We start from the raw sequence: 14,985 nt of genomic DNA on the forward strand, positions 1-14,985 counted from the left end.
AGGTGCCCGCAGCTGACCCGCCCGCCCAGCAGCATGCGCCGCAGGCTTTGCTTCACCGTGATTCAAACAAAGGAGTTATACCCATGTTCACCGGCTTGAGCGCCTTCCCCCTGACCCCTCTGGCCGATGATGCTGTTGACGAGCATGCCTTCGTGCGCCTGGTCGAACGGCTCACGGAGGCGAAAGTCGACTCCATCACCGCACTCGGTTCCACCGGCTCGTATGCCTACCTGAGCAGCGAGGAACGAAGCCGTGTGGCCCGTCTCGCCGTCGAACACGCCGGCGAAACACCGGTGTTCATTGGTGTCGGTGCCTTGCGGACCTCACACGTCCTCGCGAACGCTGAAAAGGCGGAACAGGCGGGAGCTTCCGGGCTGCTGCTTGCTCCGATGACCTATCAGCCCCTGACCGAAGACGACGTGTTCGAACTGTTCCGGACCGTCACCGCGGGCTCGTCGCTGCCCGTCATCGTCTATGACAACCCCGGCACCACCCATTTCACGTTCACGAACGAGCTTTACGGACGCATCGCGGAACTGCCCGGTATCGCTTCCATCAAAATCCCGGGCGTCCCGGCCGATCCGGAGCAGGCAAAGGCGCGGGTTCAGGAAATCCGGGCAGCCGTCCCTGCGCACGTGACCATCGGAGTTTCCGGTGACGCCAAGGCCGCCGCGGGACTGGCCGCCGGCTGCGATGCCTGGTACTCGGTCATCGGCGGCACTATGCCCGCCCTGGCGATGCGGATCACCAGGGCTGCCCTGGAAGGGCGGGTCTCCGAAGCCTCCGCCGAGTCCGAACGGCTTGCACCGTTGTGGCAGTTATTTGCCGAACTTGGCGGGAGCATCCGTGTCGTTGCGGCACTAGCGGAACAGCTCGGACTGGCATCACCATCGTGCCTGCCGCTTCCCCTCCAAGGACTAACCGGGAAGCAGCGTGCCCGTGTGTCCAGGATTGTCGATGAGCTCGGCCTCACCCCGTAGCGCCGGCCTCGGCGTTCCACCCAGGAAGGACCGCCGGGCCGGGGCGCTGGTCCGCTACGTCTTCGCCGCAACCTTGGTTCGCAGCGCCGACGGCGGTGCAGTAGTCGCCATCGTGCTGCTCGCCCACGCCTGCGGGATGCCGGGCTGGCTGGCCGGACTCCTGGGAGCATCAATCACAGCGCCCCACCTGTTCGGGCCGTTCATCGCACGACGCCTCGATACAGCCCGCGACGGGCGCAAAGTGATCGCATCCTCCGCTGTCCTCCACGGCGTGCTGCTCGGTGCTGCAGCACTGCTCCTGCCAATCGCCTGGCCGGTCTGGCCAGCCATGCTGCTCTTCGCCTCCGGAATCTTCGGGCCGATGCTCACCGGCGGAATCAGCAGCCGCCTGCCCTCCATCGCCGGGCCCGAGCAGCGCAGCCAACGCAGAGCACAAAGCTGGGACGTCGCAAGCTACGGGCTTAGCGGCACCCTCGGCCCCGCAGCAGTGGCGTGGATCGCGGCAGCCGCCGACGCACTCACCGCGACACTGGTCCTGGCCCGAGCCGCCATCGTAGGTGCGGGAGCCGTCCTCGCACTCCCCAAGCAAGAGCCACTCGACAAGGCAGTCGACGTGCCATCGCCCGGACGAACACTGAGACTCATATGGAAACGCGGCCCGCTGCGCCGCACACTCGGGCTCACCGTGACCGTCGCATTCTCGGTCGCGGTATTACCGATCTACGCCGTCGCAACAGCCCCCGCGCTCGGCGGGGCCGCAGCCGCAGGAACACTGGTGGCGGCCTACGGGATAGGAAATCTCCTCGGATCAGCAACGCTCATGGTCCGGCCCCTTCGCAGCGACGCAGACCCTCTCATGAGCTCCCTTGCCGCACTAGTCGCTGCAACGCTGATACTCGTAATGCTGACTCCGACATTCCCCACTTCCCTCATTGCCTTTTGCCTGGCAGGGATCGCAAACGCAATGTTCTTCGCGGCAACCCTCGCCGCGCGCAGCGAATACGCACCCATCGAGGCCCGCGGCCAAATCTTCATCTGGGTAGGCGCACTCAAGATCGCGGCGGGATCCGCCGGGGCGAGCGCACCAGACGCACGCCAAAAAACGCTGGCAAAACCACGCCACATAGTGAGTGCTGCGATCCGAGCAGGTGCTGGACGGCTGGGATCTCGCGGCATCCGCGCCGGCAGTAGACTGAAAATCATCGAGCGGACGGCCGTGGCATCGGGTCCCCGGCCGGTACGCTCCGCCAGCGCGTGTCCGCCGATGGAGAGGACCTCAGCGATGGAACCGACCTATGTGATGGCCGAGAGCGCCCCGGCGCCCGTGGGCCCCTACTCCCATGCATGCGGTCTACCGAATGGCCTGCTGTTCCTCTCGGGTCAGACGCCCATCGACCCGGAGACCGGTCAGCTGGTCAGCGGTGGCATCGAGGAGCAGACGGCACGCGTCTTCGACAACCTCGGCCTCGTCCTCGAGGCGGCCGGCAGCAGCTGGCGCGATGTAGTCAAGGTCAATGTCTTCCTCGTCGACATGGACGACTTCGCAGCGATGAACGCCGTGTACGCGAGGTATTTCGACGGCCAGTATCCCGCGCGCACTACGGTCGCCGTCGCAGGGCTCCCGCTCAGGGCGCGCGTCGAGATCGAACTGCAGGCGATGCGCCGCGTGGGGTGATCGAAGCGCACGTTCACCTCGATACGCTCACTCCCCGGCCACGACCGCTCGCCCCTTTATCACCCCCGGCGGGTGAGGTGCGCCCAAGGTTCGAGGCCAACGATGGTGTTATCTGGCGGTGATTGGGCTGCCACGAGAATGACCTTCCGAGAGGGGGCCCTGAATGTCGGGAACACGCCCAATGCTCGTACGGTTGTCCGCACTCGGAGCAGCACTCTTGCTGCTCGCCGGTTGCAGCACCCCGAGCCCGCCGGCCGGCACGTCCAGCCCGGCACCGTCCGTTTCGCCGGCGTGCGCCGCTGCCGATGCTTTTGCCGACGCGCTGACAAGTTTCAAAGACACTCTCAAACCAGGGGCCACGGTGGACCAGATCCGGGCCGCCCGGGACCAGGTGGTGAAGACCTATGACGAGCTGGTCGCGGCAACAGGCAGTGCGGCCAAAGAACGTGTGGACGCCGTTACATCAGCGGAAGCGCGGTTCACTGCCGCCGTCAACGACGTTCCCGACGATGCCACGCTGACCGAAGCAGCCGCCTCCCTGCGGGACGAAGCAGCAAACGTCCAGGCCGCCCTGAGCGATCTCGCGACGGAGGTCCAGTGCTAAGTTCCGGAGCTCCCCGGAAAACCGGCCGGTGAACTGAATTAAACCCAGGCTGCGTTTACGGACAATGCCGCATCAATCGAAAGCAGGGAAGCCAAAATGAGTTTCTGGGAAAACTTTTGGGACATATTCTGGTGGTTTTTCGTCGTCTATGCGCTCTTCGCTTTTCTTTATGCGTTGTTCATCGTCATTGCCGACATCTTTCGTGACCACGAGCTGAACGGCTGGTGGAAGGCCGTCTGGATCGTTTTCCTGGCGTTCGTACCCTTCCTGACGCTGCTGGTGTACATGATCGCCCGCGGCAAGGGCATGGCCGAGCGGTCCATGAAACGCGCCCGGCGAGACCAAGAAGCCGCAGACTCATATATCCGCGAGGTCGCTACCGCGAGCCCGACCGAGGAAATCTCCAAGGCCAAGGCCCTCCTGGACGCCGGAACCATCAGCCCTGACGAGTTTCAAAGGATCAAGAGCAGGGTCACAACCTAAAGACACCATCGACGCCGCCATCACCTTGAACGATTACCTCGTCAACGCAGCGGACACAAGCGGTCGGTCCGGCCGGAAGCGGAGGGCGCCGCGCGGTCCCTACTAAGGAGGGCCGCCGCGACCCTAGACTATTTCCAACGCGAACGAAGGAGGGCTCCATGGGGCCGGAACCAGCGGAGTCGTATCCACGTCCTGTCCTCCCCCGCTCCGCCATCATCCTGCTCACCTTGGCCTGCGCGGCTGTAGTGGCTTTCGGACTGGCCGCCATGCGGGGAATTGTCATCCCCGTCTTCTTTGCGTTTGTCCTCACTCTCTGCGTCCATCCCCTGCGGCGCTGGATGCAGGGGCGCGGAGTGCCCCGGGGAATCGCTACCGGGACCACCATCGCAGCAGTTTTTGCGTTGCTGACGGGCTTCGCCGTTATACTCTTTGCCTCGCTCGCCCAGTTCTCCGCACTCTTGCCGCAGTATGCTCCGGAGCTCGCCCAGCTGGGCGCCTCCGTTACCGCGCTGCTGGAATCAGTCGGGTTCGGCCCGGAGCAGACACAGGCCGTCCTGCAGGGGTTCACTCCCGGCCGACTGATCAGCTTCCTTGGCGGAGTCCTGGGAAACATCACGAGCATAGTGGGCAGCCTGGTGGTCATCCTGACGATGCTGATCCTCATGGGGGTGGATGGCTCGCGGATGCCGGCCGTGCTGACACATCTGAATTACCACCGGCCGGACATGGTCACCGCGTTCAACGACTTTGGGCGCGGAGTCCGCCGGTACATGGTGGCCACCACCGTCCTGGGGGTAGCCCAGGGACTCTTTAACTGGCTCCTCCTGACCATCCTGCAGGTTCCCGGCGCCCTGCTGTGGGGTTTGCTCTCCTTCATTTGCAGCTTCATTCCGAACATTGGCTACTTCATTGCGATCGTCCCGCCACTGTTTTTCGGGTTCCTCACCGGCGGGTGGCCCACTGTTGTCGCCGTGATTGTCTTCTACGGCGGGATCAACACGGTCATTCAGTCCATCGTCCAGCCTAAGTACGTCGGCAATGCGGTGGCCCTCAGTGAGACCATAACCTTCGCCTCGGTGCTGTTCTGGGCCGTCATCCTGGGACCTGTCGGCGCCGTCCTCGCAGTGCCCCTCACACTCCTTTCCCGCACCATCCTCCTCGACTCCGACCCGACCATCGCGTGGTGGCGGCCCTTGACCGGTGACAAGAAGGACCTCGAGGTCATCCTCAAGCAGGAAGACGATGCGATTCGCGCGCGCCGGGCACGGCGGGGCTCCGGCAACCCGGACACCGGCAGCACACCGAAGGCATGACATGCCGTCGGGTGATTGTGCAGGCCGGGTGACCGCCAGGTGCTGAGCATCGTCACGAGCCTGATGCTGTTCGCCCTCGCAGGGGCCATCAGCACTGTGCCCGTGAGCATCACCATCATGATCCTGCTCTCCCCCGATCCACGCCGCGGTGCACTGCCCTTCCTGATCGGCAGTGTCGCCGGATCGATCGTGGTTGTCGGCCTTTCGGCCGTCGGGCTGCAGCTCCTGCCTGGCCGGCCGAGGCTGAGACAGGACGAATTGCTGGCACAGATTGGCCTGGTGGTCGGCGTTCTGCTCATTGGCTACGCCATCTACCTCTTCTGGCACAGAAGTCAGACGGACAGTGCGGTTGTCGGCAAACTCAAGACGAGGTTCCAGTCCGCGCGCCCGTGGGAGTTCGTCGTCCTGGGCCTGGGCCTGAACCTGCGCCCCAAGGCCCTCCTGCTCGCCGTCGCGGCGGGTGCGGTGATCAGCGTACGGGAACCGCCATTGTTCCAAGGAATCCTGCTGGTCCTCGCCTACGCCGTTGTGACCCAGTCAGCCGTTGTCGTGCCGATCGCCGTATGGCTGAAGTCCCCGGAGCGGGCCGAAGTGCCGCTGACGGCGCTCTACACGTGGATGCAGCGGAACGGGCAGACGATTGCCGCGATCGCAACACTGACAATCGGGATATTCATTATCGGCTACTCGATCTTCCAGCTGTGAACGAATTCTGCTTCCAGCTGTGACTGAAGCAGGAGCGCCCCGGCGATAAAGATCGCCGGGGCGCTCCTGCTTCGTTATTGCTGCGATGTCAGACCAGCACGCTGCTCTTGATCCTTTCAAACTCGGCAGGGCTGATGGTTCCGGCGTCCAGGAGTGCCTTGGCTTTGGCAATCTCCTCGGTTGGGCTCGCCGCGGCGGCCTCGCGTATGTAGGCGTTGGTGGCTTCCCGGTTCTGGCGTGCCCGTTCAGCAGCCCTTTCGGTCAAGCCCTTGCCGCGGGCAATGAGGTACACCAGCACACTCAGGAACGGCAGGAACGCGAGAAATACGAGCCAGACGGCTTTCAACCAGCCGTTTAGCTGTTTGTCCCGGAATATGTCACTGATGATGACGAACAGCGCGAACAGGAAGGCGAAAAATGCGTAGACATAAATGAACCACCAGAAAATATCCCAAAAGTTCTCCCAGAAACTCATGTGGCTTCCCTACTTTCAGTTGATGCGGCTTTTGTACGGGTACGCGGCCTTTGGTGGGAATGGAACTAACTGCAGGTCTGGGTCGTGGACTGGCAGCCTGACCACTGGCAGGTACAAGCATTCTCTGTCCCGGGCGCCAGTGACTTCCTCATCCGCCGGGGGTGAAATCCAGGGGACTTTGCGGTCTGCAAATGTCACCCCAGAATTGCGCCCTCCCCGGCACCGGACGCTTTGGGATCCGGAAGTCTCATCATGCGGAAGGACGTGAACAGCCCGGCCAGGCCGGCCAGGATCGGAACTACCAGGGCGATCTGGAGGGCCAGGGGCCGCGCTTCCGTGTTGATCCGGATGATCTCGTCACTCACTTCCTCCGTTTGGCCGGCGAGGAGTTCCTCAAGCTGCGCATCGCTCATCACCTGCGCGTCCTGTTCCAGGGTCTGCGAGACCTGCTGTTGCTGGTCTGGCGCAAGAACCGTGCTGGACGTAGCCATGCCGATAAAGATCGTCGAGAGCGAGGCCAACATGATGCCGCCGGCGAACGCGAGCCCAAGGGACAAACCGAACGACCCTGAGGCCGAGTTGACGCTTGCAGCCTCGCTGACCCGCTCGTCGGAAATCGGGGACAGAGTGTAGTTGTTGAGCTGGGACACCAGCAGCCCCAGGCCGCATCCCGAAATGATCAGCGGCACCAGGAGCCACCAGCCCGAGTCCGCGCGTGGCACGATCGGAATAAGCACTACCAGGCCCACGATCAAGAGCAGGAAACCCCACCGTATAAGACTGGCAGGACGGCGCGTCCCGGCCCTCTTGCCGGCAAGCATTGCGACCGCGAACATGGTCAGCGACAGGGGGGCGATGGACAACCCTGCCTGCATGGCGTTGTATCCGAGCACCATCTGAAGGTAGATGGGCAGCACGATCATGGTGCCGCCGAGCGCGACCTGCTGAAGCATTTGCCCCGTGGCACCAAAGCGGAAGGCTTTCGACTGGAACAAATCCGGATCCAGCAGTGCCGCCTTGCCTTGGCGTTTGCGCCTGACGAGCCAGTAGATCAGGCCGCCCAGCCCGACCGCACCGACGGCCAGGAGGGCACCCACCGCTTCGCCCCCCTCCTGCCAGACCAGAATGCCAAGCACGATCCCGCCCATGCCGACAATGGACAGCAGTGACCCGAAGAGATCCAACGACCGGGGCCCCACATACGGGACATCATGAACCAGTTTGATGCCGGACAGCACCACCGCAATGATGACGGCCTCCAGCATAAAGGCGACGCGCCAGGACAAGAACGTGGTAATAAACCCGCCGAGCAGGGGCCCCACTGCGGCGGCAATCGCAGCCGAGGCGCCCACCAGGGCATAGACCCGCTTCTGAGCCGCGCCCTCGAAATTTCCGTGGATGAGGGACTGCATGGCCGGCAGCAGGAGCGAGGCACCAAGCCCGCCGATCACGGCCCAGAAGATGATGATCGGGAGCAGGCTCTGCGCCAACGTCATGGATATGGCACCGACGGCGTAGCAGACGAGCCCGATCACATAGGCGCGCTTGCGCCCGATCAGGTCGCCGACTTTTCCGCCGATCAAGATGAAGGCGGCGGAGACCAGCGCCTCGAGCGCGATCGCCGACTGGAGGCCGCTGACAGTCGAGTCGATGTCCTGCACCACCGCAGAGATCGAGACATTCATGATCGAGGTGTCGACGACCAGCACAAACATCGCCATGGCCAACAGCAGGGCGAGTCTGCTATTGAACGGTTCCGCCTGGGTGTCGCCGCCTTGGGGTGGGTTCATCTGCCATCGTCTCCCTGCTCGAAGGGCGTGCTACCCCCAAAACTAGCCATGGCACGTGGTGGGCAAATCATTCCCGGGGCATGAGGTTGCCGCCGGGCGGCCCCCGCCTATTCAGGCTTGTCTTCACGGCGCCGTTCGACGGCGGACTGTTCGGCCTCCACGGCCCGGAAGATGTTGCCGTGGATCATGCCCTCGCCCATGCGTTCTATCACGCCGTCCCGGGCCAGGGTTGCCCGGACCGCGGGTTTCAGCCGGGCAAGGCGCAGGTTGACGCCGGCCTCGCGCGTAAGTTTCACAATTTCCGCCATTTTTGCTGTGCCTTGGGAGTCGACGAAGTTGATCCCTGCGCAGTCCAACACGATGCCGGTGATCCCGTGCGTTGACTGGATGATGTCGCGCAGACGGTCCTCCAGGGCGTCGGCGGTGGCGAAGAAGAGACCGCCGTCGAACCGGATGACCGCCACGCCGGGAATCACCTCGTCACCGGGGTGGTCATCCACTTCGCGGAAGACCTGGGTGCCCCGTTCCCGACCGAGGACGGGCATCTGCGGGTGCGTGGCCACCCCGACCAGCCAGATGAGCGAAAGCCCGATTCCGATGATGACTCCCGCCAGCACTCCGAAGATCAGGGTGCCGGCAATGGCTGCGATGGCAATCCAGAAATCAAACTTTTGCACCCGGGCCAGCCGCCGCATCTCCGGCACGTTCATCATGCCCATCACAACGGCCTCGATGATGAGCGCCGCAAGCACCGGCTTGGGGAGGATCGAGAACAGCGGCGCCAGGAACAGCAGTGTGAGCAGGACGGTGACTCCGGAGGTGAGGGAGGCCAGTCCGGTCTTCGCTCCGGAGTGGTCGTTGAGCGAACTCGCTGACAGGCTCGTCGAGACGGGCATCCCCTTGAAAAGGCCCGCAGCCATGTTGGCAAATGCCTGGGCAATGGACTCCTGGTTGATGTCTATCTGGTAGCGGTGCTTGGCGGCGAACGCCCGCGCGTCCCCCGCCGTCTGCGAAAACCCGATCAGGACCAGCGCCACCGCCGCTAGCGCGACGGTTTCCACGTTGTCCCACATCAGCTGACCGTCGGGGATCTCGGGCGACGGCAGCCCGCTGGGCACGTCACCTACCAGGGCCACCCCCTTGGCGCCAAGATCGAACACGGCCGCCGCCAGCAACCCGCCCACCACAAGGACCAGGGCTCCGGGGACCGTGGGCGCAATCGCCTTCAGTCCGAAAACCACGGCCAGCGCGATGACACCCACCAGCACGGTGGTCAGGTGCGCCTCGCCCAGGGTCCCAAGCCATGACCGCAGTTCCTGGATCGGATTGGATCCGGTGACGTCGGTCCCGGTCAGTTTCGGGAGCTCCCCGATAACGACGTCGATCGCCGCGCCGAAGAGGAACCCGGTGACCACGGCCCGCGAGAGGAACTGGGCGATCCATCCCATCCTGAGGACGGCAAGGAGTAGGAACAGGATCCCGGAAGCGAGGGTGATGCCCGCGACAAATGAGGCGACATCCTGCTCGTTGGTGATGCCGGCAGCGAGCACGGCGCTCGCGGCGACGGCCGCCAGTCCTGAGCTGGGGCCCATCGAGATCTGCCGGCAGGAACCCAGGACCCCGTACACGATCGCGCCGGCGGCCGCAGCGTACAGGCCGTTTTGCAGCGGGATGCCCGCGATCCCGGCGTACCCCAGATTCTTGGGAACGATCAGCGCCGCGACAGTCACCCCGGCGATTATGTCGCCCCTCAGCCACGTGCGGTTGTAGGTGCGGAGCTGGCCAAGGATGGGCAACCCCGTCAGGCGCCCTCGCTGCGGCTTCTTCTTGCCTTGTTCCACCTAACGCCTTCCGATCAGGAGTCCGCGGCGGTCTTATCCGTTCCGGGCGCCGCAGTTTGGGCGGCGGTATCAGTGCGTTGGAACACGGGGCGGGCCGGCGCGCTGGCGGCGAGCTGGTCGGCGTCGACGGCGGCCAGGTTGCGGATCAGGACGATCAGCCAGGCGAAGACCAGCGAGGCCGCGATGAGCTCCACGGCGGTGAGGTTGTAGTAGCCGACCGGGAAGTACATCAGCACGGCGAAGGCGATGACCGCCAGGAACACCAGCCCCAGCAGATTGAACGTCGCCGGGATCGAGGGAACCAGCGAACGCATGCGGACGATCAGGGTTCCGAACACCACCACCATGCCGGACGCCGCCGCGGTGTGGAGCCAGAACTGTTCGTCGACCGGAAACAGCCCCACACAGGCGAGGAGGATGCCGATGAGGACGATGCCGCCTTCCAGGTGCCGCACCCGGCGCCGCGCGGGCGCTGTCTTCGCCGTCGCTTCGAGCGTCCTCGTGGAGTATCCGGCCAGGGTTGTGACCACAACGCCGGCGACGATCAGCGTGAGATTGAACGCCACCCCGGAGACGCCGGAGCTCATGCCGAGGGCACTGAGGTTTTCCTGCCACCACTGCGGGTCTTCTGCGGTGAGCATGCTCGTCAGGACACCCGTGACGAGGAATACGGCGAGAAGCGCGGCGAGACGGTAGGCGTTCATGGTTACTGTCGACAGGTACGCGATGTAGGAACTGATGGCTCCGGTGACCCCGACGAGGATTGCCGCTGCCAGGGGATACAGCACTGCTCCCACGAACGCCCGCTGGAAGATTGAGAACAGCGCCAGCCAGCCGAGCAGGAAGATGCAGGCATGGGCCAGCGCGAGCGCGGAGATGTCAATGATGTTGCGCGTCCGGCCTCGGCCGGGGGCGGGCGGAGCGTCATGCGCCTGCCGCTGCCGGGACCCGATCACCGCGGCTGCTGCGCCGAGGACGGCCGTCCCGAGCGCAGCGATGTCGCCCACCGACCCCCGTCCGGACAACGCAACAGGTTCACGCCCCACCAGCAGGAACGCAATCATGCCGAGGATGAGAAAGCCTGCGCCGCCGATGACGAGCGCCCGGGATTCTGAGGTGACTGCAGCGTTTCTCTTCAGGGCAAACATGGCTCACTTCGCTTCCCCGGGGGTTGAGGATCATCGAGTGCCGCCGTCACCGGCCCTTCATCCTGCTAGGGCGAAGTGCCACGTCGGCTGCTCCATTCCGGAGTACCCCTACGCTATGACCACCTCGGCGGGGTGCCGTCACCCGCCAAGGATGAAACCTTCGCGCCCAAACCACGCGGTGGACATCAGGTCTCTCTCCCAGATATGGCACGCAGGGTGTTGAATAGTAATAGGTCCGCACCGCTGCCGAACTCAGCAGGGTGTTGGACCGGCTACTTTGCTTGCCGGAGCGTGGGGGTCCGGTGTGAGACGGGGCCGGCGACGCTTGAGAGCCCTCTGAGACCGGGGTTCTCTCCCCCAGCCGTCGTCGGCCCCTTGGACTGTCCCCTAGCGCCGGCTTGCAGCGGCGGCCACCACGGCCTCGCGCATGGATGTTGCGCGCCGGCCGATAAGGGCGCTGAGGTCCCCGCTAGTGACGAGTAGTTCGCCGCGGGCAATGCCCAGGTCGCTGTCCGCGAGGATGGCCGCGTAGCCCGCCGGCAGCCCGGCACCCACTAGGACCTCCGTGTACTGTCCGACGGGCAGGTCCTGGTATGTCACCGTCCGGCCTGCGGCGGCGCCGACTTCCGCCGCGAGCTCGCTGAGGGTGAACGGCGTGTCGCCCCCGAGTTCATAGACCTTCCCGACTTGGTCGTCGCGGAGCAGCACGGCTGCGGCGGCGCGGGCGTAGTCGGCGCGGGTGGCGGCGCTGACCCGGCCGTCACCGGCGCTGCCCAGTACGGCGCCATGCTCAAGGTAGGTGCCCAGCTGGTCGGTGTAATTCTCCAGGTACCAGCCGTTGCGGAGCAGTGCGAACGGGAGCCCGGACGCCACCAGCGCCTCTTCCGTAGCCTGGTGTTCGGCGGCCAACTGCATGTCCGTGTGGTCGGCGTTGGCAATGCTGGTGTAGGTGATCAGCCCGACGCCGGCATCTTTGGCTGCCGTAATGGCGTTCTGATGCTGCTCAACGCGTTTCCCGTGCTCACTGCCGGAGATCAGCAGCACCTTGCTGGCACCGGCGAACGCCCGGCGCAGGGAGTCCGGATCCTGGAAGTCGATCTGCCGGACCTGGACGCCCCGGTCGGCAAGGTCCGCGACCTTGCCCAGGTCCCGGCCGGCGGCCACGATCCGGCCCGCGGGCACGTTCTGATCGAGTAGGGCTTCAACGACGAGGCGTCCGAGCTGTCCGGTGGCGCCGGTGACAACGATGGTCATGATGGTCCTTTCACCAAGGGGATGCTGACATCCATGCCAACGGCACCGAAAGGGCATTACTTCCCAAAAGAGAGTACGCACTTTGAAGTAAGGTACTGGCATGAAGGTAAGTACCGAACCTGACCAGTCCGCTCTCCAGGGCGCGGACGGCATCTTCCCCGCCAACTGCCCCAGCCGTACGGTCCTCGATCACGTCTCCAGCAAGTGGGGCGTACTGATCCTGGTGGCGCTGTGGAACGGCCCGCAGCGTTGGAGCGAGCTTCGACGCCGGGCGGAAGGCATCAGCGAGAAGATGCTCGCCCAAACACTCAAAACTCTCGAAGGGGACGGTTTCCTCCGTCGCGATGCCCAGCCGGTGATCCCGCCCAGGGTGGACTACAGCCTCACCGACCGGGGCCGCGAGCTTGTGTCCGTGCTGCTCCCGCTGGTGGCCTGGATAGCCGAGCACGCCAGCGAAATCGTCGACGCCGGGCCATCCGCCGGAGCCGTGACTGCGATAGTAGAGCCGTGACGGATCTTGATTTTGACGTGCGCTGGTACCCGGGGATGCGCTCCCGCCGGCGCAGCGCAGCGCCGCCGATCCAGGTGCACCGGGCCGCGCCAAACACGGTCCTGCTCCGGCAGAGCATCGCGGACAACTTCGAAGCGCCGTTCCTCTACCTGCTGTTCGGTGAGGAGCGCGCCCTCCTCTTGGATACGGGTGCGACGGCGGACGCCACCCGGTTTCCGCTTCGGGCCACCGTCGACACACTCATTGAGGAATGGCTGCAGGGGCATCCCCGGGACGGTTACGAACTCATCGTTGCCCACTCGCACGCCCACGGGGATCATGTCGCCGGCGACGGGCAGTTCACGGACCGGGCCCACACCCGGGTGGTGGGACACTCGGCCGGGGACGTCGCCGCGTTCTTCGGGATCGGCAGCTGGCCCCGGGGGGCGGCACGCTTTGACCTTGGCGGGCGGGTGCTTGAGGTCATCCCGACGCCGGGGCACCATCCTTCCGCCGTCGCCATCTACGACGAAGGTGCGGGCATACTGCTCACCGGTGACACCGTCTACCCGGGCCGGCTCTATGTACAGGACTTTCCGGCCTTTCAGGAGTCGCTCCGCACCCTCTGCGATTTCAGCGCCGCGCATCCTGTCGCCGTGGTCCTTGGCGCCCACATCGAGATGTCCACCCGGCCGTTCCGGGATTTTCCGCTCGGCTCGACCTGGCACCCTGACGAGGCCCCCCTCCCGCTGACGGTCCGGGACCTCCACACCGTCCGGGACGCTGCCGCCCGGGTCGCAGACCGCCCCGGGGCCCACCGGTTCGCCAACTTCATCATCTGGAACGGGCCCTGCCGGCGGGAGGCCGCGGCCCAGTCAGCCCGTCTCCTCCTGTTCAGGGTCTTCGGCCGTTAGCGCCGTCCGGAATTCCCGGACAGCGACGCCAGTTCACCGGCGCCAAGTCAGCCGGGCCGGACCGTGGCCAAGGACGAACGGTGGAAGTCCGTGCGCCACACATCGATGGCCTGTCCATTGCCGTCGGTGACCACGTATTCAGGCCAGCGATCGAAGGCCGAGCAGGGGTGGGATATCCCGAAGTCGACCACATCCGTGACCTCCAGCCCGCTCGCCCCGGTGAGGACAACGTGATGGTCGAAGAGGTTGCGCACCACGGCGGTTGCCCCTTCCCTGGCGTCGCCGTCCGCGGTGCGGGCTGACAGGAAGACCGGCAGTCCGGCGTCGTAGGCGAGGTCCCGTTTGCCGGCGCCGACCACGATCATGCCCTCTTCCGGGGCGGACAAGACCACGGCCCGGACCGAAACTGCCGGAGTGAGGCCCGGGACCGGGCTGACGGCGGCGTAGGTGCCGTGATCATGCGTGACATAGCAGCCTGACCGGAGGATCTTCCGGGTACCGGGCACCAGGGTGTCGTCGGGAAGGTGCTCCACAACCCGGTCCGGGAACGCGGACCCGCCCATGGAGTAGATGGGCGCGGCGGTCTCAAAATATTCCGCGGCTGCGAGATACACGTCCCGCACCAGCCGGCAGTGCCGGTCGACGGCTTCGATGGTGGCCTCCGCCCTGCTGTTGGGCACCACGCCTTCGTAGCCGGCAACCCCGGCGAGCCGGAGGCCGGGCGTGCCATGGACCTGTTCGGCGATGCGAAGGGCATCGTGGAGGCTCCGGGTTCCTGTCCGTCCCCCGGGTGTTCCGACGTCGATCAGCACGTCAAGGCTGACGGCCGCCCGAGCAAAAACCCGGGCCGCGGCCTCGACGCCTGCCGCCGAATCCACGAAGCAGCGGATCTCCCGGCCAGGATCTTCCTCCAGCCATGAGCGGAGGCGCATCAGGCCGTACCGATCGACCACCTGGTTGGCAACCAGGACGTGCCGGTGCCCCCAGTCCAATACCGTAGCAACCTGGTCCACGGTGGCGACGGTGACTCCGACGGCGCCGGAAGCCACCTGGCGGGCGATGATCGGTGCGGACATGGTTGTCTTGACATGCGGGGCAAGATCCACGCCATGGTGCCGGCACCAGGCCGCCATCACCTCGATGTTCTTGTCGAGGGCCTCACTGTTGAGCCGTAATTGCGGATACGCCGGCGCGGTGGCCAGGATGGCCGCAGCGTCCTCGGCGAGTCCGCTCTGGTGTTGGATCGGGCTGCTCACAAGGCTCCTTCGTGGTCACGGGACAGGTCCGCCCGCCCTGAAGGATCCGTCGGCGGC

The 14,985-nt window shown here is 65.2% G+C and carries 14 protein-coding genes; 8 read left to right on the plus strand and 6 right to left on the minus strand.

The window, feature by feature from the left end:
• Positions 1–83: 83 nt before the first annotated feature.
• The 6 genes from AC6EUH_RS13435 to AC6EUH_RS13460 all read left to right on the plus strand — a co-directional run bounded on the left by AC6EUH_RS13435 (position 84) and on the right by AC6EUH_RS13460 (position 5,760).
• On the plus strand, positions 84–980 hold the full coding sequence (locus AC6EUH_RS13435) for a dihydrodipicolinate synthase family protein (protein ID WP_499738930.1): 897 nt from the start codon (positions 84–86) through the stop codon (positions 978–980).
• On the plus strand, positions 958–2,655 hold the full coding sequence (locus tag AC6EUH_RS13440; protein ID WP_499738931.1) for a Rid family detoxifying hydrolase: 1,698 nt from the start codon (positions 958–960) through the stop codon (positions 2,653–2,655). The genes AC6EUH_RS13435 and AC6EUH_RS13440 overlap by 23 nt, the downstream gene beginning before the upstream one ends.
• A gap of 193 nt (positions 2,656–2,848) precedes the next feature.
• A complete protein-coding gene (locus AC6EUH_RS13445; protein WP_235500274.1) occupies positions 2,849–3,259 on the plus strand; it encodes a hypothetical protein in 411 nt (136 codons plus the stop codon).
• Between the two features lie 96 nt (positions 3,260–3,355).
• On the plus strand, positions 3,356–3,742 hold the full coding sequence (locus AC6EUH_RS13450; protein WP_056432089.1) for an SHOCT domain-containing protein: 387 nt from the start codon (positions 3,356–3,358) through the stop codon (positions 3,740–3,742).
• A 158-nt stretch (positions 3,743–3,900) separates the two neighbouring features.
• Positions 3,901–5,055, plus strand: a complete 1,155-nt coding sequence (locus AC6EUH_RS13455) for an AI-2E family transporter (protein ID WP_056432088.1) — start codon at positions 3,901–3,903, stop codon at positions 5,053–5,055.
• 39 nt (positions 5,056–5,094) lie between these two features.
• Positions 5,095–5,760: a GAP family protein gene (locus tag AC6EUH_RS13460; protein WP_499738932.1), complete on the plus strand. Its 666-nt coding sequence runs from the start codon at positions 5,095–5,097 to the stop codon at positions 5,758–5,760.
• Positions 5,761–5,848: 88 nt separating this feature from the next.
• On the opposite strand, the gene AC6EUH_RS13465 is transcribed toward AC6EUH_RS13460, so the two are convergent.
• The 5 genes from AC6EUH_RS13465 to AC6EUH_RS13485 all read right to left on the minus strand — a co-directional run bounded on the left by AC6EUH_RS13465 (position 5,849) and on the right by AC6EUH_RS13485 (position 12,268).
• A complete protein-coding gene (locus tag AC6EUH_RS13465) occupies positions 5,849–6,235 on the minus strand; it encodes an SHOCT domain-containing protein (protein ID WP_056432086.1) in 387 nt (128 codons plus the stop codon).
• A 194-nt stretch (positions 6,236–6,429) separates the two neighbouring features.
• The gene (locus AC6EUH_RS13470; RefSeq protein ID WP_056432085.1) at positions 6,430–8,025 is read right to left on the minus strand and encodes an MFS transporter; all 1,596 of its coding nucleotides are present in this window, start codon (positions 8,023–8,025) and stop codon (positions 6,430–6,432) included.
• A 107-nt stretch (positions 8,026–8,132) separates the two neighbouring features.
• A complete protein-coding gene (locus tag AC6EUH_RS13475; protein ID WP_499738933.1) occupies positions 8,133–9,866 on the minus strand; it encodes a SulP family inorganic anion transporter in 1,734 nt (577 codons plus the stop codon).
• A 14-nt stretch (positions 9,867–9,880) separates the two neighbouring features.
• Positions 9,881–11,014, minus strand: coding sequence for a hypothetical protein (locus AC6EUH_RS13480; protein ID WP_499738934.1), 1,134 nt, complete (start codon positions 11,012–11,014; stop codon positions 9,881–9,883).
• Positions 11,015–11,401: 387 nt separating this feature from the next.
• A complete protein-coding gene (locus tag AC6EUH_RS13485; protein WP_499738935.1) occupies positions 11,402–12,268 on the minus strand; it encodes an SDR family oxidoreductase in 867 nt (288 codons plus the stop codon).
• 100 nt (positions 12,269–12,368) lie between these two features.
• Here AC6EUH_RS13485 and AC6EUH_RS13490 point away from each other — a divergent pair, with 100 nt between their 5' ends.
• Positions 12,369–12,779 carry a winged helix-turn-helix transcriptional regulator gene (locus tag AC6EUH_RS13490; RefSeq protein ID WP_056432080.1) on the plus strand — a complete coding sequence of 137 codons (411 nt, stop codon included), beginning with the start codon at positions 12,369–12,371 and terminating at the stop codon, positions 12,777–12,779.
• Positions 12,776–13,672: an MBL fold metallo-hydrolase gene (locus AC6EUH_RS13495; protein ID WP_499738936.1), complete on the plus strand. Its 897-nt coding sequence runs from the start codon at positions 12,776–12,778 to the stop codon at positions 13,670–13,672. The genes AC6EUH_RS13490 and AC6EUH_RS13495 overlap by 4 nt, the downstream gene beginning before the upstream one ends.
• 47 nt (positions 13,673–13,719) lie before the next feature.
• Here the strand turns inward: AC6EUH_RS13495 and AC6EUH_RS13500 are convergent, their stop codons facing one another.
• Positions 13,720–14,928, minus strand: coding sequence for an alanine racemase (locus AC6EUH_RS13500; protein WP_499738937.1), 1,209 nt, complete (start codon positions 14,926–14,928; stop codon positions 13,720–13,722).
• Positions 14,929–14,985 lie beyond the last annotated feature (57 nt).

The sequence above is a fragment of the Arthrobacter sp. 001422645 genome, from assembly GCF_059816125.1.

Excerpts from the sequence above, each read along its gene's own strand:
- AC6EUH_RS13435 (WP_499738930.1), top strand. The coding sequence starts at position 84 with ATGTTCACCGGCTTGAGCGCCTTCCCCCTGACCCCTCTGGCCGATGAT.
- AC6EUH_RS13440 (WP_499738931.1), top strand. The coding sequence starts at position 958 with ATGAGCTCGGCCTCACCCCGTAGCGCCGGCCTCGGCGTTCCACCCAGG.
- AC6EUH_RS13450 (WP_056432089.1), top strand. The coding sequence starts at position 3,356 with ATGAGTTTCTGGGAAAACTTTTGGGACATATTCTGGTGGTTTTTCGTC.
- AC6EUH_RS13455 (WP_056432088.1), top strand. The coding sequence starts at position 3,901 with ATGGGGCCGGAACCAGCGGAGTCGTATCCACGTCCTGTCCTCCCCCGC.
- AC6EUH_RS13465 (WP_056432086.1), bottom strand. The coding sequence starts at position 6,235 with ATGAGTTTCTGGGAGAACTTTTGGGATATTTTCTGGTGGTTCATTTAT.
- AC6EUH_RS13470 (WP_056432085.1), bottom strand. The coding sequence starts at position 8,025 with ATGAACCCACCCCAAGGCGGCGACACCCAGGCGGAACCGTTCAATAGC.
- AC6EUH_RS13480 (WP_499738934.1), bottom strand. The coding sequence starts at position 11,014 with ATGTTTGCCCTGAAGAGAAACGCTGCAGTCACCTCAGAATCCCGGGCG.
- AC6EUH_RS13485 (WP_499738935.1), bottom strand. The coding sequence starts at position 12,268 with ATGACCATCGTTGTCACCGGCGCCACCGGACAGCTCGGACGCCTCGTC.
- AC6EUH_RS13490 (WP_056432080.1), top strand. The coding sequence starts at position 12,369 with ATGAAGGTAAGTACCGAACCTGACCAGTCCGCTCTCCAGGGCGCGGAC.